Source organism: Nibrella saemangeumensis (assembly GCF_039541915.1).
Lineage (GTDB): Bacteria > Bacteroidota > Bacteroidia > Cytophagales > Spirosomataceae > Nibrella > Nibrella saemangeumensis.
This window is the reverse complement of sequence record NZ_BAABHD010000074.1, coordinates 50015-67463: the sequence shown is the minus strand read 5'-3', so window position 1 is coordinate 67463 and position 17449 is coordinate 50015. Positions and strand designations below refer to the sequence as shown.

The window sequence follows — 17449 nt, the reverse complement described above, 5'->3', positions numbered from 1 at the left end:
CGCCGGGCTGCCCCGCTGAAACCTGGAACATGAAACCTGAAACAGTTTTTTAAGCGTTCGTGATGTACTGCTCCAGGTATTGAATGTGCTCGCTTTGTTCCTTCATGATGGCGGAGACGACATCGCCGATGCTGAGCACACCGGCAACTTTATCTTCTTCCATAACGGGGAGGTGCCGGAACCGTTTTTCACTGAAGAGTTTCATACAGTCGTAGATATCCATATCCGGCGTCACCGTAAATACCTTTGGGGTCATCACCTCAGACACGGGCGTACTTTTGGCCTTCCGACCCTGCCGGATACCTTTACGGGCGTAATCACGTTCTGAGAAGATACCGACCAATTCCTCACCATCCATCACCACTACGGCACCGATATTACAATCGGCCATCAGGTTCAGCGCGTCGATTACCATATCATCGGGTCGTACGCTGCACACACCAGACTGAGCTTTGTTCTGCAGGATTTTCTTGACTGATATCATACTTCTTTACGTTTTAGAGTTGTAGATACTAAAGGCAGGCAAGTGAGGGAGTTACGGAACTGTATGAGAAATGCTAATTTAACTCGTTCTTTTTAAATTGAAAATGAATCCTGAAAAATTATTATTTCGTTCGGAATGTGTATCTTTAAGGGTATTCGTTAATCAACTCCATTATGCTTGCGGTAATTCTGGCGGCCGGCCTGCTGATGCTGGTGGCATTTTTTCTGTTTAGTGTCCGGCTGCTCTTTGTTAAAGGCGGTGAGTTTCGGGGTACCTGCGCCGGTAATAATCCCATGCTCAACAAAGAGGTAGCCTGTGGCGTATGCGGCCGTAAGCCGGGCGAAGAATGCCGGAATCCGGACAAAGAACTGACTACTTTACAAACCCAGGCGTAGTCTGCACCTGAAACTTACCTGTCGAATCACTATATACGCCGTATAGTTCCATGCCTTTGGCCATGGCCAGCGGTACAGCTTTCTCCAGCCCCATCACCAGAAAGGCCGTGGCATAGGCGTCGGCCGTGATGCAGTCTTCGGCAATGACCGATACGCTCAGCAAATTATGGGTAATCGGATAGCCCGTTTTCGGATCAATGGCGTGGCTGTATTTTTTGCCGTCGCGCACCACGAACTTCCGATAACTGCCCGACGTAGCCAGTGACCGGCCACTCAGCGGCACCACAGTTTGCAGCGGTCGTCCCTCGGTTGGGGTGTCCAGTGGCTTGTCGATCCCAACCTGCCAGGGCAGTCTGCGTTCGTTCGTCCCCAGCGTCCGTACCTCGCCACCAATTTCGACCAGGTAGTTTCGGACCCCCCGCTTGTGGAGAAACTCGGCTATTACATCGACCGTGTACCCCTGCGCCAGCGCGTTAAAATCCAGCTCCATCCGGGGGTTGGCTTTGGTTAAAATATCGCCAGCCAGCTTTACTTTCTGATAGCCGATCAATTGCCGCAGACTGTCCACCTCACGCGCCGTGGGCGAGGGTAATCCTTTCTTGAAACTAAAGCCCCAGGCTTTGACCAGCGGTCCCACCGTTGCGTCGAACGCGCCATCGGTGGCCTGTGACACCGAGTAAGCCTGTTCGTATACAACACCGAAGTGGGTATCGGCTTTGGCGGCCGGCTCGTTCCGGTTTAGCCGGCTGATAACCGAGTTGCTGTCCCAGAGCGACATACTGCGGTCGATGACCCGGAAAAGACTGTCAACCGATTGGCTGAAATCCCGGTCCTGCGGGTCCAGATATACAATGCGGAACGTGGTACCCTGGGCCTGTCCTTCCAACTCGGTATACGACCGGCGATTGAAACGACAGGCACCCAGGATAAACAGGAAACTAATCAATACAAATACACGAAGCGGAAGAGGCATACAGGATCAGCTTCCGAAATCGTCGAAGGCGATATTGTTTTTCGAGACACCCAGATCGTCGAGCATTTTCTGTACGGCCGACAGCATCATGGGAGGTCCGCAGAGGTAGTATTCAATTTCCTCGGGTTCGGTGTGCTTATCCAGGTAGTTGAACAGCACAACCTGGTGGATAAAGCCGACGTAGCCGGTCCAGTTGTCCTCCGGCAGTGGCTCCGACAGCGCAATCTCAAACCGGAAGTTTGGGAATTCGCGCTCGATGGCCCGGAAATCTTCTTCGTAAAAGATCTCGCGCTTGCTGCGGGCACCATACCAGTACGATACTTTCCGCCCGGTTTTGAGCGTTTGGAACAGGTGGAAAATATGCGACCGTAGCGGAGCCATACCAGCCCCACCGCCAATATACACCATTTCTTTCTCCGTCTGCTTGATGTGGAACTCGCCATAAGGGCCGCTGATCGTCACCTTGTCGCCCGGTTTGCGGGAGAACACGTAAGACGAGCACAGACCCGCCGGCACATCCATGAACGCTTTCTTCTCGCGGTTCCAGGGCGGAGTGGCCAGGCGGATATTGAGCATAATAATGTTCCCCTCGGCCGGGTGGTTGGCCATGGAATACGCCCGGAAGAGAGACTCATCCACTTTCACTTTCAGCGACCAGATATTGAACTTGTCGTAATCGTCCTTGAACCGTTCCGGTATGTTGTACAGATCGGTGCTGAAGTCTATAAATGTTTGCGGCACATCCACCTGAATGTAGTCGCCGGAGCGGAATTTCAGGTTTTCGCCAGCGGGCAGAGCTACCACAAACTCCTTGATGTATGTCGATACGTTATCGTTTGACACCACGGTACATTCCCACTTTTTCACCCCAAATACCTCGTCGGGTACCTGGATCTCCATGTCCTCTTTCACCTTAACCTGGCAGGCCAACCGGAGGTTATCCTTCACCTGACGGCGGTTGAGGTGATTGGTTTCGGTGGACAGCACTTCGCCCCCGCCTGAATAAATCTGGCATTTGCACATGGCGCAGGTACCGCCCCCGCCACAGGCCGACGGCAGAAAGATCTTCTGGGCTGCCAGCGTCGAGAGCAGCGTACTGCCTGGCTTTACAATAATGGGTGTTTCCTGGTTGCCGTTGATAACGATGGCCACATCTTTTTGCGGCAGCAGTCGCTCTTTAGCCGTCAGAATCAGAAACGCCAGAACGAGGATAACCAAAATAAATATAACAACACTGGCAGATAGTACGGGTAGCATACGTCAGGGGTTACAGTTGGATGCCGGAAAAACTCAAAAAGGCAAGCCCCATCAGGGCCGTAATGATCATCGCGATACCCAGACCCTGTAGCGGTTCGGGTACGTTGGAGTAACGCAGCCGCTCCCGAATGGCCGCGAGCAGCACAATAGCCAGGAAAAAGCCCGTACCGGCACCCAGTGAGAACACCGCCGTTTCGGCAAAACTATACTCCCGCTCCTGCATGAACAGCGAAGCACCCAGAATAGAGCAGTTTACCGTAATCAAGGGCAGGAAGATACCCAGCGAGTTATACAGGGCCGGCGCATATTTCTCCACCACCATCTCTACCAGCTGCACGGCACCGGCAATGGTCGCAATGAACAGGATAAACGACAGGAACGTCAGGTCTACCGACGCCAGCGAGGAGTGTATCCAGCTCAGAGCCCCTTCGCCCAGGGTGTAGCGCAGGATCAGGTAATTGAGCGGGGTGGTCAGGATCATCACAAAAATAACCGCCAGCCCCAGCCCGAATGCCGTTTTAAGCTTCTTGGACACGGCCAGAAACGAGCACATGCCCAGGAAGAACGCAAAGATCACGTTCTCAATAAAGACGGCTTTTATGAACAGATTCAGATAGTGTTCCATGACAGAATAGAATTAAGACACATTGATGAGCTTCCGGTTGCGGCTGCGCTGCCACCAGATAAAGATGCCGATCAGGAACAGGGCGGCCGGCGGCAAGACCATCAACCCGTTGTTGACGTAGCCCATATCGTACAGGAACTGGGGAACAACCTTATAGCCGAATAGCGTGCCGGCACCCAGCAGTTCGCGGAAGAACGCGACGGCAACCAGGATGATACCATACCCTACACCGTTGCCAATGCCATCCAGAAACGCCGGCCAGGGGCGCTGCGCCAAGGCGAAGGCTTCGAGCCGCCCCATCACGATGCAGTTTGTAATGATCAGCCCCACAAATACCGACAGCTTGCGGCTGATGTCGAACATATAGGCTTTCAGAAGTTGGTCGACAATGGTCACCAGCATGGCCACCACAATCAGCTGCACAATAATGCGGATGCGATTGGGAATGGAATTCCGGATAGCGGAAATAATGAGGTTGGAAAAAGCGGTTACAAACGTAACGCCCAGGGCCATAATAAGGGCCGGTTTCATCTGCACCGTTACGGCCAGCGCCGAGCAGATACCCAAGACCTGCACCGTAACCGGGTTGGTATCGTCGAGCGGGTCACGTAAGGTTTTCAGATCCTTCTTGGAAAGAAGATCTTCCCGCTTCAGGGTTAATCGACGCCGGGGAGCTTTTGGGGGCTCCGAAACTGGCGTGGGAGTAGCAATGGGGGTGGTTTCTGCCTGCATGATCTTTAATGTTTCAGGTTATATATTTCTGGTTCCGTCCGCCCGGCTGGAACCAGAAACAGCTACATTCGATTACTGCCTTTTACCTTCTGAAAATAAGCCAGATACGGGGCGATGCAGTTTTTCAGCATCGCGTCGGTGCCGCGGGAGGTAATGGTGCCTCCCGAAATGGCGTCTACGCGGTGTTCGTTGCCAACCGCGCTTTTTTCGCTCTTCTTGATCACGTTGACGGAGATAAACTGGTTATCGTCCGACATGATCTTCTTGCCCTGGAACTGTTGTTGAAAAGGAATCTCGGAAATTTCGGCTCCCAGGCCGGGGGTTTCGCCCTTATGGTCGAAATACGTGCCATAAACGGTGTTGAAGTCATCCTCCAGCGACACATACCCCCAGATAGGGCCCCACAGGCCGACACCCCGAACGGGGATGATGTAATACTTCTTACCGCCATCGCCCGTATATACGTACAACGGCAGATCGCGCGCTTCCGGTTTTTTGCCAATCTCATCTTTCATATCGACGGCTGTCGCCCGGATACCGGTTTTCTCGTTGCCGGAAGCATCCACCACAATCTCCTGAATGCGGGTGGCGTAAGCCTGTTCCAATTCGGCCCTTTTTTCGGAGCTGAACCGCACGGCCCGCAGGATATTCGATTTTTTGTCGAGGGCTATATTGGCCTCCTGCGCCGGCTTCAGGCCCTCAGCGGCTACGGCCAGTACCACCGCCGTAATGACAGACAGCACGGCGGCATAAATCAGGGTATATCGGTTGCTATGCACGTTTAACGCGGTTTTTGATGTGTTGCTCGACAACGACGTAATCAATCAGCGGGGCAAAGACATTCATCAGCAGAATGCTCAGCATTACCCCCTCCGGGTAAGCCGGGTTGAACACCCGTAAAATAACCGTAAACGCTCCAATCAGCAGGCCGTAAACCCATTTGCCCCGTTCGGTCTGGGCCGCCGAAACCGGATCGGTCGCCATATACACCGCTCCGAAGGCAAAACCGCCCAGCAGCCAGTGGTAATAGGCCGGCGTGTGCATGGCGTTGTTGATCAGCTCGACAGGAGCGACCAGGTTCAAAAACGCTCCCATAACCCAGGCCCCGGCAAAGCAGGAGGCAATGATTTTCCAGCTACCGACCCCGGTGATAATCAGAATAAACGCACCGAGCAGACAGGCAAAAACGCTGGTTTCGCCAATGGAACCCTGTTCAATACCCCAGAACATACCCGGGACGCTGGCCATCTGGCGGTAGTTGGTGTCAAACGCGACCAGGTTGGTAGCGCCCGAATAAGCATCGACAATGGCGTGGCCGGGTTCGGGAGAGAGATCCGTCCAGACGTCGCCCGACATATAGGCCGGAAACGCGAAGAACAGAAAGGCGCGGGCCAGCAGTGCCGGGTTCATGAAGTTCATGCCCGTACCGCCGAAAATCTCTTTGCCCAGCAGCGTGCAGAATACGGCCGCCAGCGCCACCATCCAGAGCGGAATCGTTACGGGCAGGGTCAGCGGAATCAGCAGCCCCGTGACCAGATACCCTTCGCTGACCTGGTGATTGCGGACAATGGCGAACAAAAACTCAACACCCAGGCCGACAGCGTACGAGACAATAACAATGGGCAGTACTTTCCAGAAGCCGAACATGAAATTATCGAACAGCGACATCTCCATGCCGTAGGCGCGGTAGTGCTGGTACCCTACATTCCACATCCCGAACAGGAGCGTTGGTATCAGGGCAATGATTACCGTAAACATAGTACGCTTCATATCCATGGCATCGCGGATATGGACACCATGCCGGGTGGTACTCCCCGGCACGAACAGGAACGTTTCGAGGGCGTCGAAAGCCGGATGAAACTTTTCAAGTTTACCCCCTTTCTCAAAATGCGGCTTGACCGAGTCTACTAATTGACGAGCTATTTTCACGGCAGTACTTATTAAAGCGGGTTAGGAAATCAAAATTGTTCCAGGTTTCAGGCTGGTAGGTAAACCTGAAACCTGGAACCTGAAACAGATTAACCTTCTTGTCTAGCGTATTGAAGTCCTTCGGCAATGATGCGCTGGACGTCGATTTTGGAGGTACACACAAATTCGCAGAGGGCAAAATCTTCTTCGGAGACTTCGTAAATGCCCAGCTGTTCCATCCGTTCAATGTCTCTGGCCAGAATGGCCTTCAGCAGGTGGACGGGGTAAATGTTCATGGGCAAGACCTTGTCGTACTGACCCGTCAGCACAAAGGCCCGCTCTTCACCATGCAGATTGGTATCGAGGTTATAGGTACGGGTGGGGGTTAGCCAGGAGAAGAAGGTACGTGACAGACTCAGCTTTCCAAGGCCCGGCAGCAGCCAGCCTAGAAACTCTGGTTCATTGCCCTCCGGGATCAGGGTAAGCTGGTTGGTATAGAACGACAGGAACTCAGTGGGCGCGGAGGTCTGGCCCGTCAGCACGTTACCCTGGATATAGCGGACAAAGGCATCGCCTGCCACCCGGCCCTCGGTGATGCTGCTGATGCGCTGGCCGGTCGCCATCCGGAAATACTGGGGTGCGGTAACACTGCTGCCGGTAAGGGCGATGATGCGGTCGGCCCGGTAGCGTCCCTCGCGGAAAAGCCGGCCGATAATGATCACGTCCTGCGGGTGCACATACCAAACAATGTCGCCTTTCTGAATAGGGTCAATGTGGTGGATCTGTACACCCACGTTGCCGGCCGGATGCGGCCCCTGAAAGTAATGTACCCGGCCCAGGGGTTCCAGTTCGGCTTCGGTCAGACTTTCAGGCAGACTGCGGCCAAAACTCAGGTGCAGATTACCGTTGGCCAGTTGCCGGAGTGCAGCAAGTCCGGTCAAAAAATTCTCTTTCTCAAAGCCGATGATGTAGCTGAGATCCGGTGCCAGCGGAGCGGTATCAAAACAGGACACAAAAATAGCCTTGGGCGTATCGAGCGGATCAGCGATCAGCGAGAAGGGGCGCTGCCGGATATACGCCCAGCAGCCACTCTCAGATAGCTGCTCAATAAGCTCCTGGCGGTCCAGTTGGGCGGGATTGGTGCGGGCGAACTCAACATAGCGGCTGTCACCTTTGTCGGGCAGAATCCGGATTTCGAGGATACGTCGTTTTTCGCCCCGTACCACTTCGACTACTTCCCCACTGACGGGTGAAGTAAACCGGAGGTCAGGACGGTTCTTGTCGAAATAGATCGCTTGCCCCGCCAGGACATCGGTACCCGGTTCGACCAGTACCTTGGGGATTACCTCCGGAAAATCCGGAGGCCGAAGAGCGACTACATCAGATAGAGGAGTGTCGGAAAGCGTTTTATTGGGGCTACCTGCAAGTTTTATATCAAATCCTTTTTTTATTGCAATCGGCTTGGCCATAATCCTACTCAATCTTTTTATCTTACAAATCAATCAGGATTTGCCAGAAATCAAAGAAAAAAGCCCAAAAGATTCCATAAAAAAAGTTTTGGCCCTGGTAATAGGTTGAGAGGCAGAGGGATTATGATGGTGACTTCTGTTAATTCTGCCTGGGCCAGGCTCTGGCCGGAAAGTCACTAAACAAAGCTAAATAGTTGTGTATGAGAAAGAAGCGGTGAGAGACGTGGGCCGGCCTACCAAACGCGCTTATATATACCCCTTTTGGGGTATTTTATACCGTATTTTCCCCTATTTACGGCCGGATTAGCAACATTTTTATAGGTTTATTAGTCGTAACAACGAACGGTCATTATGACCGCCTTCCTCACGTTATGAATCGACTGGTGTGCCTGTCTCTGCTATGTCTCAGCGGATTGGTGCCGTTACAGGCCCAGTACCGGGTCCGGCACTATACCATCCGCGATGGCTTAGCACAGGGGGGCGCTTACTACATGCTCAAAGACTCGCGCCGGTACCTCTGGTTTTTGTCCGAAGATGGGTTGACGCGCTTCGACGGTACCCGGTTCGTCAATTATTTCTCCTCAAAAACAGACCCGGCCAGCGGGCCTACGGGTGACACCGGCAGCGGACTGGTAGAAGCGGCTAACGGTGACCTCTGGTTTGGTACCGAGCAATGCCTGAACCATTACCACCGGCCCACCAACCGCTTCACTACTGTTTTTGCCCGTGATGCCCAGGGCAAGTCCATACCTGCACAGACGCACGTATTTGCAACCGACTCTACCCGGATCTGGTACATTAATCAGGCAGAAGGCCTACTGAGCCTTGACTGGAAAACCGGTGAACGGAAGCGGCACTCGGCGGCCCTTCGCCACAACTCCGATTTCGGGAACGACTATATCCGGCACCATCCGCAGGCCCCGGAAATCTGGATGCTGATGCCTGATAAAGGGGTACTGGCGTTTAATTACCAGACACGAAAGACTCGTTATTTTTTCAGTAGCCGCCCCGACAACCAGGCTGGAGATATCCTCACGTTTTCGGCGTTGTATCCGGAGAGAGATGGTACTGTCTGGCTGGCCGGCAAGGCTGCACTGGTTGCGTTGGACCCGGCTACGGGTCAGTTCCAAACATACAACATGCCGTCAACGCTGGGTAGCGGTGGTATCTCGGGTATGGATAGTGACAGCCGGGGCACTCTCTGGCTGGGTACCAAGGGTGACGGTATTTATCAGTTCAGTAAGACGGAACGGCGGTGGGCCGGTATTATCCGGCATGATCCGTATGATGTCAATAGCCTGGCGACCAACACTGTGTCTGAACTATTGATTGATCCGGAAGGCGTTGTCTGGGTGAATGCTGATCCGATGGGCGTTGATCAGCTGACACCTGACTTCTATGGCGTCCGGCAATACCAGGTGAATCCGTTCCGGCCCCCTTCACTCAGCACCAATACGGTTTGGAAGCTGGTTGAGGACCGGCAGGGGCAGATATGGATTGGTACCTACATGGGCGGTATCGATGTGCTGAACCCTGATACAGAACGCGTTCGTCATTACGATAAGACTGGTAAACCGGGTAGCCTGCCGGGCCGGGTTATTTTTGCCTTGTACGCAGATCGCCGGGGGCGTATCTGGATAGGAGCCGACGATTCGTTCTGCTACTTTAACGCGTCTGCCGACTCGTTTGTGCCTATTCAATGGATCAAAACCAACTTTACGCAGAACGGCCTCCGGGTGGTAGCCGTCTGGGAAGAAGCCGACGGGCGGTTACTGCTGGCCACCCGGAGCGGCATGTACCGGTACAATCCAGCCACCAATCGAATTACGCTGCTGGCTGAGCCGGAGGTGGCCTTTTCCCGAACACTGCATTATGATTCGACTACGCGCTATCTGTTTGCCGGCCGACGGCTGCGGGATCTAATCTGTTACCGGATGGAAGGCGACTCGCTTTGTGTTCAGTATACGGCATTGCCCACCCTGGGTGTGCAGGATATTACGCCCGATAAAGACCCCACCCGGCTTTGGGTAGCAACTACCAATGGTCTGTATCTGCTGCGGGCTGCCGACGGAAAAATTCTGCGTTCCTGGAACGAGAAAGATGGACTGCCGCACCGTGTAGTCTACAGCGCCCTGCCCGACCGGCTGGGCCGGCGCTGGCTCAGTACGAACCGGGGTATCGCCGTCCTCGATCCGCAGACGGGGCAGATCAGTCAGGTGCAATCGATTGAACCGGCCGAGTTTAATAACAGTGCTTATCTGCTGACCAGCTCGGGGGAAATGTACTTCGGCAGCACCAGCGGTTTATATCGTTTTGACCCATTGCGGCAGCGGTTTCAACAGCAGGCCGTGACGGTGAACCTGACCCGGCTGTTAATCAACGACCGCCCGATCGATCTGGATTCCAGTCTGGCGGAGATACACCGGATAGTACTACAGCCTGACCAGCGTACGCTGACCCTGCAGTTTGGGGCTATTGATTATTTCAGTGGCGGGCAGAACCGCTATCGCTACCGCTTGAAGGGCTACGACCAGAACTGGGTCGAGAGCGGTCTGGCGAACACCGCCCGATACGCCAACTTACCCCCTGGTGACTATACTTTTGAAGTGCTGGCGGCCGATGCCGAAGGTCGTTGGATGAACCAGCCACGTCGGTTGGCTGTAGTGGTAAAGCCTGCTATTTGGCAAACCGATTGGTTTAAGGCGGTTAGTCTGTTGCTGCTCGGGGGAATTATCTATGCCGGTTTCCGTCGGTACCTGCGCCGGCGTCTGCGGCAGCAACGGCGCGAGTTCCGGTTGCAGGCCACCACCCAGCAGGCCGAGCGGGAACGAATTGCCCGTGATCTGCACGACCACATCGGTCCGGACCTGGTAGCGCTGAAGTTGCAGCTCGAAGCGATCCGGGAGGATAAGGCCGACTTATCCCTCCGGCAAATGCTTAACCAAACCATTGCACAGGCTAACCGCATTGTGACCGATCTGCGGCAGGTATCGCATGCGCTGATGCCCGTCAATTTGCAGCAGCAAGGCTTGATTGATACGCTGGAAGACTTTATCCGGCAGGTAACCGCCGGCCCGAACAGCCCGGAGATAAATTTCACGCACGAGCTGGCAGCGTCTTTACCGGAGACCATACAGCAGTCACTGCTACAGATTGCAAAAGAACTCATTCATAACGCCCTGAAACACGCCCAGCCTACCGTGATTGATGTGGAGTTATACCAGGAGAACGGCCGGGTTTTATTAGCGGTATCAGACAACGGCCAGGGCTATAATCCTGAACTGGTCATGCAGCAGGCCAGGGGCATCGGATTCCGCAATATTCAGGCGGTTGTGAAACAATTAAAAGGGCAACTGGAAATTGTTGCGAAACCTACTGGTGGTATGCGGCATCTGGTGGAGGTATCAGCCTATAAAGAATAGAGAGAAATTCCATCAGATAGTAAAAGCGACCTGAACAAATATATTCAGGTCGCTTTTACAATTTTATAACAGATACTGCCAAATTTAGGACATAGTTTCTCTTTACTCTCAAGTTCTTCTCATCCGTTTACAGTTGTTTCAATACCCGCTGGCGGAACAGCACTCCTTCTGAAGTTTCAATGCTAATGAGGTAAATGCCTTCCGGCAGTTCTGATATGCCTGCTTTCAAATGCCCGGTCCCATCCTCTGGTTCGATCGACCAGTTACCGCGCATACGACCCTGCAAATCATATAGCCTTACTTTAGCTGGTACACTCAGTCCCTGTATCTCTATTTGTATGAACTCTGTAACGGGGTTGGGGTACACCTGCACCTGCACCATCTCGGCAGATATAGTCCCCTGACGGGCATTACTCAACGAACAACTGCCGTCTAGCAATGTTTGGGCGCTACCAGTGAGACCATTCACGTCGGTTACCGTGAGCTGGACTAAATACCCCTGCAACCCGTTGAAGTTACCTTTTGTTCCGGTGATTTCTAGCGTAGGCGAATTAGCTACTGGTTTAAAGGTAACCTGGCCGATTTTGACCGCATTGGTCCCGATAGGCTTATAACTGGTAGAGTTAGGGGCCTTGTACGACCAAGTGTATGTATACGGAGCAGCGCCATTGGTCACGGTCATAGTTATCGGTAATGTTAGCGTGGTTTGCGTGGGAGGGGCCGTTTTGACGCAGATGTTGATTGGCCCCTCCACATTAAGACCGGCGACAATTACATAACCTAGTATCTGAATGGTGCCGGAGTTTGAGCAGCCATTGACGTCGGTAACTGTTACAGAATAAGGCGTTGTGCCTAGTGGTGGATTGATAACAGTGGTTTGCGTGGTGGCTCCGGTACTCCACTGATAACTAGCTCCCGCGCTGGACGTTAACGCCACATTCTGTAACGCCAGTACGACTGTAGTAGCGGTAGAGATAGTTACTAATGGTAACTGGTTAATATCAACGGTAGCAACTGATGAGTAAGCCGGATCACAGTCACTATTGGTCAATTTTGCCTGAAAATAGGTTTTAACCGTCAGGTTACCTGTGTTTAGCGTTGTTCCGGTTTCTTCAGGAATATCCGTCCAAGTGCTGTTGTCGGTACTCTTCTGCCATTGAATATTGCCGATCTGTCCTGTCAGGCTTATGGTTGTGCCGCTACCGGAACAAACCGAAGCAGAAGCGGCAATGGCCGTTCCTCCCACTGGTGCCGGGGTGACGCTTACTGTGGCGACGGAGGAGTAGGCCGGATCGCAACCACTTTCGGTTAACTTAGCCTGATAGTACGTAGTGGTCGTTAAATTACCTGTGTTGAGAGTCGCACTGGTTTCTCCGGGAATATCTGTCCAACTGATATTATCGGTACTCATTTGCCACTGAATGTTGCCGGCCTGACCCGTTAGGTCTATCGTAGTGCCAAAACCTGAGCAAACAGAACTGGATGTGGCGGTGGCTGTTCCACCCACAGAGTTACAGCCCCCAGTAATATTTACCTGTAAGGTAATAATGGTTGTTTTAACCGGACTGCCGTCGTCTGTTGCGGTCAACGTAATGGTAGAACTGCCGATATTGCATTCGGCAGCGGTAAGCTGAAGGTTTACGGTTGAGATTACCCCATTCGTTACCGATGCAGTGGTATTGCATAGTCCGCTGGTGTTAACGTCCGTAGTGACGCTTTGCCCAACTTCAGGGCCGATAAATTCAATGGTATATGATGCTGCCTCACCCACCTGTAAATTAATGGTGTTGTTGGCCGGAAGATTACTGGCAATAGGGGGGATGTTTTCAGCCGAGCTTACGTTAAAGCTAAAGCATTTGCCATCCAGATAATCGACACCATCGTTGGCCCCGCCGGGACCATCATAAGCACTGCCGGGTACATTAAATCGGCCAACTTGGATGTAATTTACACCATCGCCTTTATTAACTCCAACTGTAGCCGGAGACCCCTCAAAACCTCCTGCTCCACCCGATGCATCACCGGTTGTCCATTGCATATCATCGTAATAAAAGGCTACGTTATTGCCTATGCCAATGATAGGGTCTGCTCCGTTACTAATAATGATTTGAAAGGTGTTTACTTTATCCCCTTTTACCTCATAATAACCAACGGCATCCCAAGTAACAATCATGTAGGTAGGTGTGACTTTGTAATAAATAGCTCCTGGTAAGGGGCTTCTGGTATCAACATCAGCCCAGAATGCCGCGACCATTGGAAAAGAAAACGGAAAACCAGTGGGGGTATACTCTTCATAGGGACCCGTAAATGTTAAATTTCCGTTGGTATTTATGTATACACTATTGTAGGAGGAGCCATATAAGTCAAATGTAAATGGTAATGGAATTGGTCCCAAGGAGCCATCATCATTGCGAGGCACAGCGGTATAAGAACCGTCAACAGGAATAAAACAGGTGGAAGCAGCCAATCGGGCAGAAGAGGCTGTTTTCTGTTTAGCTGAAGATTCGAAGACTTGTTTTTGTTATTAGATGTAGCAGGGACAACAGCCATTCGGGCTCTGGTATAGCTAGATACCTTCCTGGCTTTCATTGTTTCATAATCAGGATTTTGTTGCGCAGGGTCATGAACTTGCTGCCCAAATGTAGTGCCTAAAGGAACTGCAAAACTTAACAGAAAGATAAATAATATTTTATAATAATTATACACGCTTATTTGCTTTCTACTAATGCTAAAAAGTGCCCTTTCAAATTTAAAATCAAATTCTCTGTCTGGAAGAGAAGCCATTAAAGGCATTAAAATTTCGATGATGTTTTTGTAAAAAGTTGACATGATAAAGAGGATTTAGTTAAGAATAATATATTTTTATAAATAGTTGTCAATATGATATCTATAGTGTACTCTTCAAGTAGATAGATTTATTCGTGAACAGAAGAATTTAGGTATGTTTTCTACATGTAAAGCTATTTGTTGATTCGATAAAAGTCCATACGCTAAAAGGTGTATTTTTGATATACGTATTTCTACGTGTTCAGCGGGTTTTCTGTTTTAACTCATCCCTGTTTCCTACCTACTTTTAGCTATATACGCCTATAAAATATATTCTTGGAGCTCAGCAGCAATACCCCAAAAGGGTATTTTTCTTATCATAACTTATCGTTATTTTGAGACCTGAAATATTAACTGAAAGCTAAACCAACCTTAGTATAGACAGTGCATGAAAGGAGTTTACTGGAGTTTACTGTTTCTGCTGAGTAGTATACACCTGGTGGCCCAGGTGCCGCTGATGCGTAATTTAACCGTGGGCGATGGTTTACCCAGTTCGTTTGTGTACCGGGCGTTTCAGGATTCGGAGGGATATATGTGGTTCTGTACCGACAAAGGCGTGGCCCGCTACGATGGCTACAAGTTTGAGGTGTTCACCAGCCAGAACGGCCTGCCCTACAATGATGTATTTGGTTTGATTGAGGACCGGAACAAGCGGCTCTGGTTTACCAGTTATGCCTACGCCTTCAGCTACTATGACATCGCTACCCACCAAATGAAGGTGGTACCGAATACCGTTACGCCAGCTACCTCGGAGCATACCTGGGGCATTGTCAGTTTTGCCAGTGGGGCAACTCATATGGTCCTGAGCGACCTGTCGGGAGTAGTGGTTACCCAGCAGAATGAGGTGCTGCCGGCCCGGAGCGACAGTCTGCTGCAGCGGCATTACTTTCTCGGTCCTGTTTTTAGCCCCAGATCGTTTAATAAATCAACCAGCATTTACGAAAACAGTTCTTTCCTGACTTTAGGTGGCAGACCGCTTGTGCCACCTGCCGACAATATGAACCGGCATGCCATTGCTACCTTCCTGTATTATCCGTATGGTACCTACTATTGCACCGATACCCAACTCTTTCTGTGGGACGGGGACCGGCTGGTGTCTAAATCGGTCGCCGATCTGAGCCGGTTCGGCAATGACCGTATTATTCGGCTGAGTAAGATAGGCGCGTCCCGGCACATCCTGGTGATAACCGAAAAAGGGCATTTTGTTATCGATGAGCGGCTGAATCGGGTTACGGAGTTCGATTTTATTGCCGAATTCAAAGTAAACAGCCTGACGCTTGATCGGGATAATAACCTCTGGATAGCGACCAAAGACAGGGGTATTTTTCTGTTGCCCCGCAAGCAGTATAAAGCCTGGATGTATCCAGAGTTAACCGATGTGTCTGTCAAGGCTATCGCCACTGATAAATCGGGTCGGCTTTGGCTGGGCAGTAGCCAGGGGGATGTGTACGTTCTGGAGGATCGTCAGTTGCATAAGATTACTCTAAATATCCACTACCGGTTACCCGTCAAAAAGCTGTTTTTGACTAACAATGAATTGTTTATTACCTGGGAGGACTACCTGAGTGCGATTATCCCGCTGAACCAGATCCGGAACTATACGGTGCCGGCGGTACAGGAGCAGGATGTCCGAACGGCAGACATGCAGGTAATCCTGATCCGTGCCGAGGCCGGTAAACCCTGCGTATTCCGATGGAAAAATATTAAAGACATTTGCCAAGATTACACGGGCAACATTTATCTCTCGACCCCCAACCATGTGTATCGGTTAACCGCTCTCCCAGACGCCAGAGAAATACGGTTTATTCCGGAGACGGGAAGGGTGCTGGCGTTAGCGGCCGACCGCCAGAATACGGTTTGGGTCGGGGCTCCCTCCGGACTTTCTATGATCAGGGACAACCAAGCCAATCGTTTGCCCGTACATACCGCCCGGCATGCTATTACCCAAAAGCCTATCAGTGCCATTGTAACCGATCTGTTGGGTGGTGTATGGGTGGCTACTGACGGTTATGGTTTGTATAAACTCATGGCCAATAGGGTACAGACTATTCCGGAACTGACGGGAGCCAGTATAAAATCACTTAGCTATGATCAAGGCCAACAACGTTTATTTGTCTTAACGAACCGGAGTGTTTATGTGATCACCAACCGGGCCGGAGGGGATGGATATACCCTGAAAGAACTTACGCCGGATGACGGCTTGCCTGCGCACGAAATTCAATGTGTTGCGTACGTTGATACCTTTCTGTATGCAGGTACCGACAAAGGGCTGCTGAGGTTCAACCCGGCGCTTTACATTAACCAGCAAACCAGGACTGACCTTCCGCTGTACATACGAGGCATTGAGGTGAACAACCGCGATACAGCGGTTGCCGATCGCCTGGAGCTAACGCACCGCCAGAATACCATTCGGTTCAATTTTATTGCCTTATCCTACCACAACGCTAAGCAGGTACAGTATGAATACCGGATGCTGACGGATAATGGATTCTTCGATGCGCACTGGCATCCGGTAAACGGCCAGTTGTTCAAGGAGTTTCAGAACCTGCCGCCGGGTGAGTATCAGTTTTTTCTCCGGGCGTCTGATCCGGACGGCAACAAAACACAACGGAAGGCACCCCTTACGCTGGTAATCCAACCGCCCTGGTGGCAGACTAGTTGGGTGGTCATATTTTCAGCCGTGCTACTGATGGCGGGCCTGTATTACGGTGTTCGTTGGTATACCAGCCGCAAATTATTGCACCAGCGAAACGTGCTGAAATGGACTCTGCTGGCTCAGGAAGAGGAGCGTAAACGGCTGGCCGCCGATCTGCACGATGACCTCGGCGCGACGCTGGCGGCTATCAGGGTGCAACTGGAGTCGTTTCAGCAGCCTGCGTCTTTGTTGTCGGGTTCAATTAAGATGATGGACAAAGCCCTGCGTGACCTCCGGTTTATCTCGCATAACCTGATGCCGCCCGAGTTCTCGCAATTAGGGCTGGCGGAGGCTATTCACGATGCCGTCAGCCGGCTGGAGCGTGTTTCGGGTCGCGAGGTAGTATTCGTTTCGTACGGCGATGAGCAGAGGCTTTCGGCCGAAGTGGAGCTGACGGTGTATCGGATTGCGGTAGAACTGATTAACAACGCGGTAAAACACGCCAACTGCCGGGTAATTAATGTTCAGCTTATATTCTTCCCAAATCGGCTGACGCTCATGGTCGAAGACGACGGGAATGGGTATATAAAACCGGATTCCGGCATAAAGAGCGGAATTGGCGACCGGACAATTCGTTCCCGCGCTAAATTTTTGAATGCTAAACTACAGGTCGACTCCGGTGCTAGAGGAACAACTGTAAGTCTGGAAGTGCCCGTCTGAGTA

General features: G+C 51.7%; 13 protein-coding genes. 3 read left to right on the top strand and 10 right to left on the bottom strand.

The genetic code is table 11. From position 1 onward, the window contains the following. Nucleotides 1-49: 49 nt before the first annotated feature. On the bottom strand, nt 50-484 hold the full coding sequence (locus ABD949_RS21010) for a CBS domain-containing protein (RefSeq protein ID WP_345246686.1): 435 nt from the start codon (nt 482-484) through the stop codon (nt 50-52). 173 nt (nt 485-657) lie between these two features. On the opposite strand from ABD949_RS21010, the gene ABD949_RS21005 reads away from it, so the two are divergent. Beyond that, nucleotides 658-879, top strand: coding sequence for a hypothetical protein (locus ABD949_RS21005; protein WP_345246684.1), 222 nt, complete (start codon nt 658-660; stop codon nt 877-879). Here ABD949_RS21005 and ABD949_RS21000 read toward each other — a convergent pair. The 7 genes from ABD949_RS21000 to ABD949_RS20970 form a co-directional block, all read right to left on the bottom strand. Beyond that, nucleotides 857-1852: an FAD:protein FMN transferase gene (locus ABD949_RS21000; RefSeq protein WP_345246682.1), complete on the bottom strand. Its 996-nt coding sequence runs from the start codon at nt 1850-1852 to the stop codon at nt 857-859. The two genes, ABD949_RS21005 and ABD949_RS21000, sit on opposite strands and share 23 nt — an antisense overlap. A gap of 6 nt (nt 1853-1858) precedes the next feature. Beyond that, complete coding sequence (gene nqrF, locus ABD949_RS20995) at nt 1859-3109, bottom strand: NADH:ubiquinone reductase (Na(+)-transporting) subunit F (RefSeq protein ID WP_345246680.1); 1251 nt, start codon at nt 3107-3109, stop codon at nt 1859-1861. A 10-nt stretch (nt 3110-3119) separates the two neighbouring features. Then, nucleotides 3120-3734 carry an NADH:ubiquinone reductase (Na(+)-transporting) subunit E gene (nqrE, locus tag ABD949_RS20990; RefSeq protein ID WP_345246678.1) on the bottom strand — a complete coding sequence of 205 codons (615 nt, stop codon included), beginning with the start codon at nt 3732-3734 and terminating at the stop codon, nt 3120-3122. Between the two features lie 12 nt (nt 3735-3746). Further along, on the bottom strand, nt 3747-4466 hold the full coding sequence (locus ABD949_RS20985; RefSeq protein WP_345246676.1) for an NADH:ubiquinone reductase (Na(+)-transporting) subunit D: 720 nt from the start codon (nt 4464-4466) through the stop codon (nt 3747-3749). Between the two features lie 62 nt (nt 4467-4528). After that, nucleotides 4529-5245 carry an NADH:ubiquinone reductase (Na(+)-transporting) subunit C gene (gene nqrC, locus ABD949_RS20980; protein WP_345246674.1) on the bottom strand — a complete coding sequence of 239 codons (717 nt, stop codon included), beginning with the start codon at nt 5243-5245 and terminating at the stop codon, nt 4529-4531. Then, nucleotides 5238-6395 carry an NADH:ubiquinone reductase (Na(+)-transporting) subunit B gene (locus tag ABD949_RS20975; RefSeq protein WP_345246672.1) on the bottom strand — a complete coding sequence of 386 codons (1158 nt, stop codon included), beginning with the start codon at nt 6393-6395 and terminating at the stop codon, nt 5238-5240. Before ABD949_RS20975 ends, nqrC begins: the two co-directional genes overlap by 8 nt. Nucleotides 6396-6484: 89 nt before the next feature. Further along, nucleotides 6485-7843, bottom strand: a complete 1359-nt coding sequence (locus ABD949_RS20970) for a Na(+)-translocating NADH-quinone reductase subunit A (protein WP_345246670.1) — start codon at nt 7841-7843, stop codon at nt 6485-6487. 371 nt (nt 7844-8214) lie between these two features. On the opposite strand from ABD949_RS20970, the gene ABD949_RS20965 reads away from it, so the two are divergent. Beyond that, complete coding sequence (locus ABD949_RS20965) at nt 8215-11265, top strand: ligand-binding sensor domain-containing protein (protein WP_345246668.1); 3051 nt, start codon at nt 8215-8217, stop codon at nt 11263-11265. Nucleotides 11266-11392: 127 nt separating this feature from the next. Here the strand turns inward: ABD949_RS20965 and ABD949_RS20960 are convergent, their stop codons facing one another. Both ABD949_RS20960 and ABD949_RS20955 read right to left on the bottom strand, forming a co-directional pair. Continuing rightward, the gene (locus ABD949_RS20960) at nt 11393-13684 is read right to left on the bottom strand and encodes a nidogen-like domain-containing protein (protein WP_345246666.1); all 2292 of its coding nucleotides are present in this window, start codon (nt 13682-13684) and stop codon (nt 11393-11395) included. Next, on the bottom strand, nt 13594-14094 hold the full coding sequence (locus ABD949_RS20955; RefSeq protein ID WP_345246664.1) for a hypothetical protein: 501 nt from the start codon (nt 14092-14094) through the stop codon (nt 13594-13596). The genes ABD949_RS20960 and ABD949_RS20955 overlap by 91 nt, the downstream gene beginning before the upstream one ends. A gap of 385 nt (nt 14095-14479) precedes the next feature. Between ABD949_RS20955 and ABD949_RS20950 the strand changes: the two genes are divergently transcribed. Next, nucleotides 14480-17446 (top strand): sensor histidine kinase, encoded by a 2967-nt coding sequence (locus ABD949_RS20950; RefSeq protein ID WP_345246662.1) that lies wholly within the window; start codon nt 14480-14482, stop codon nt 17444-17446. The last annotated feature ends 3 nt before the right edge of the window (nt 17447-17449 follow it).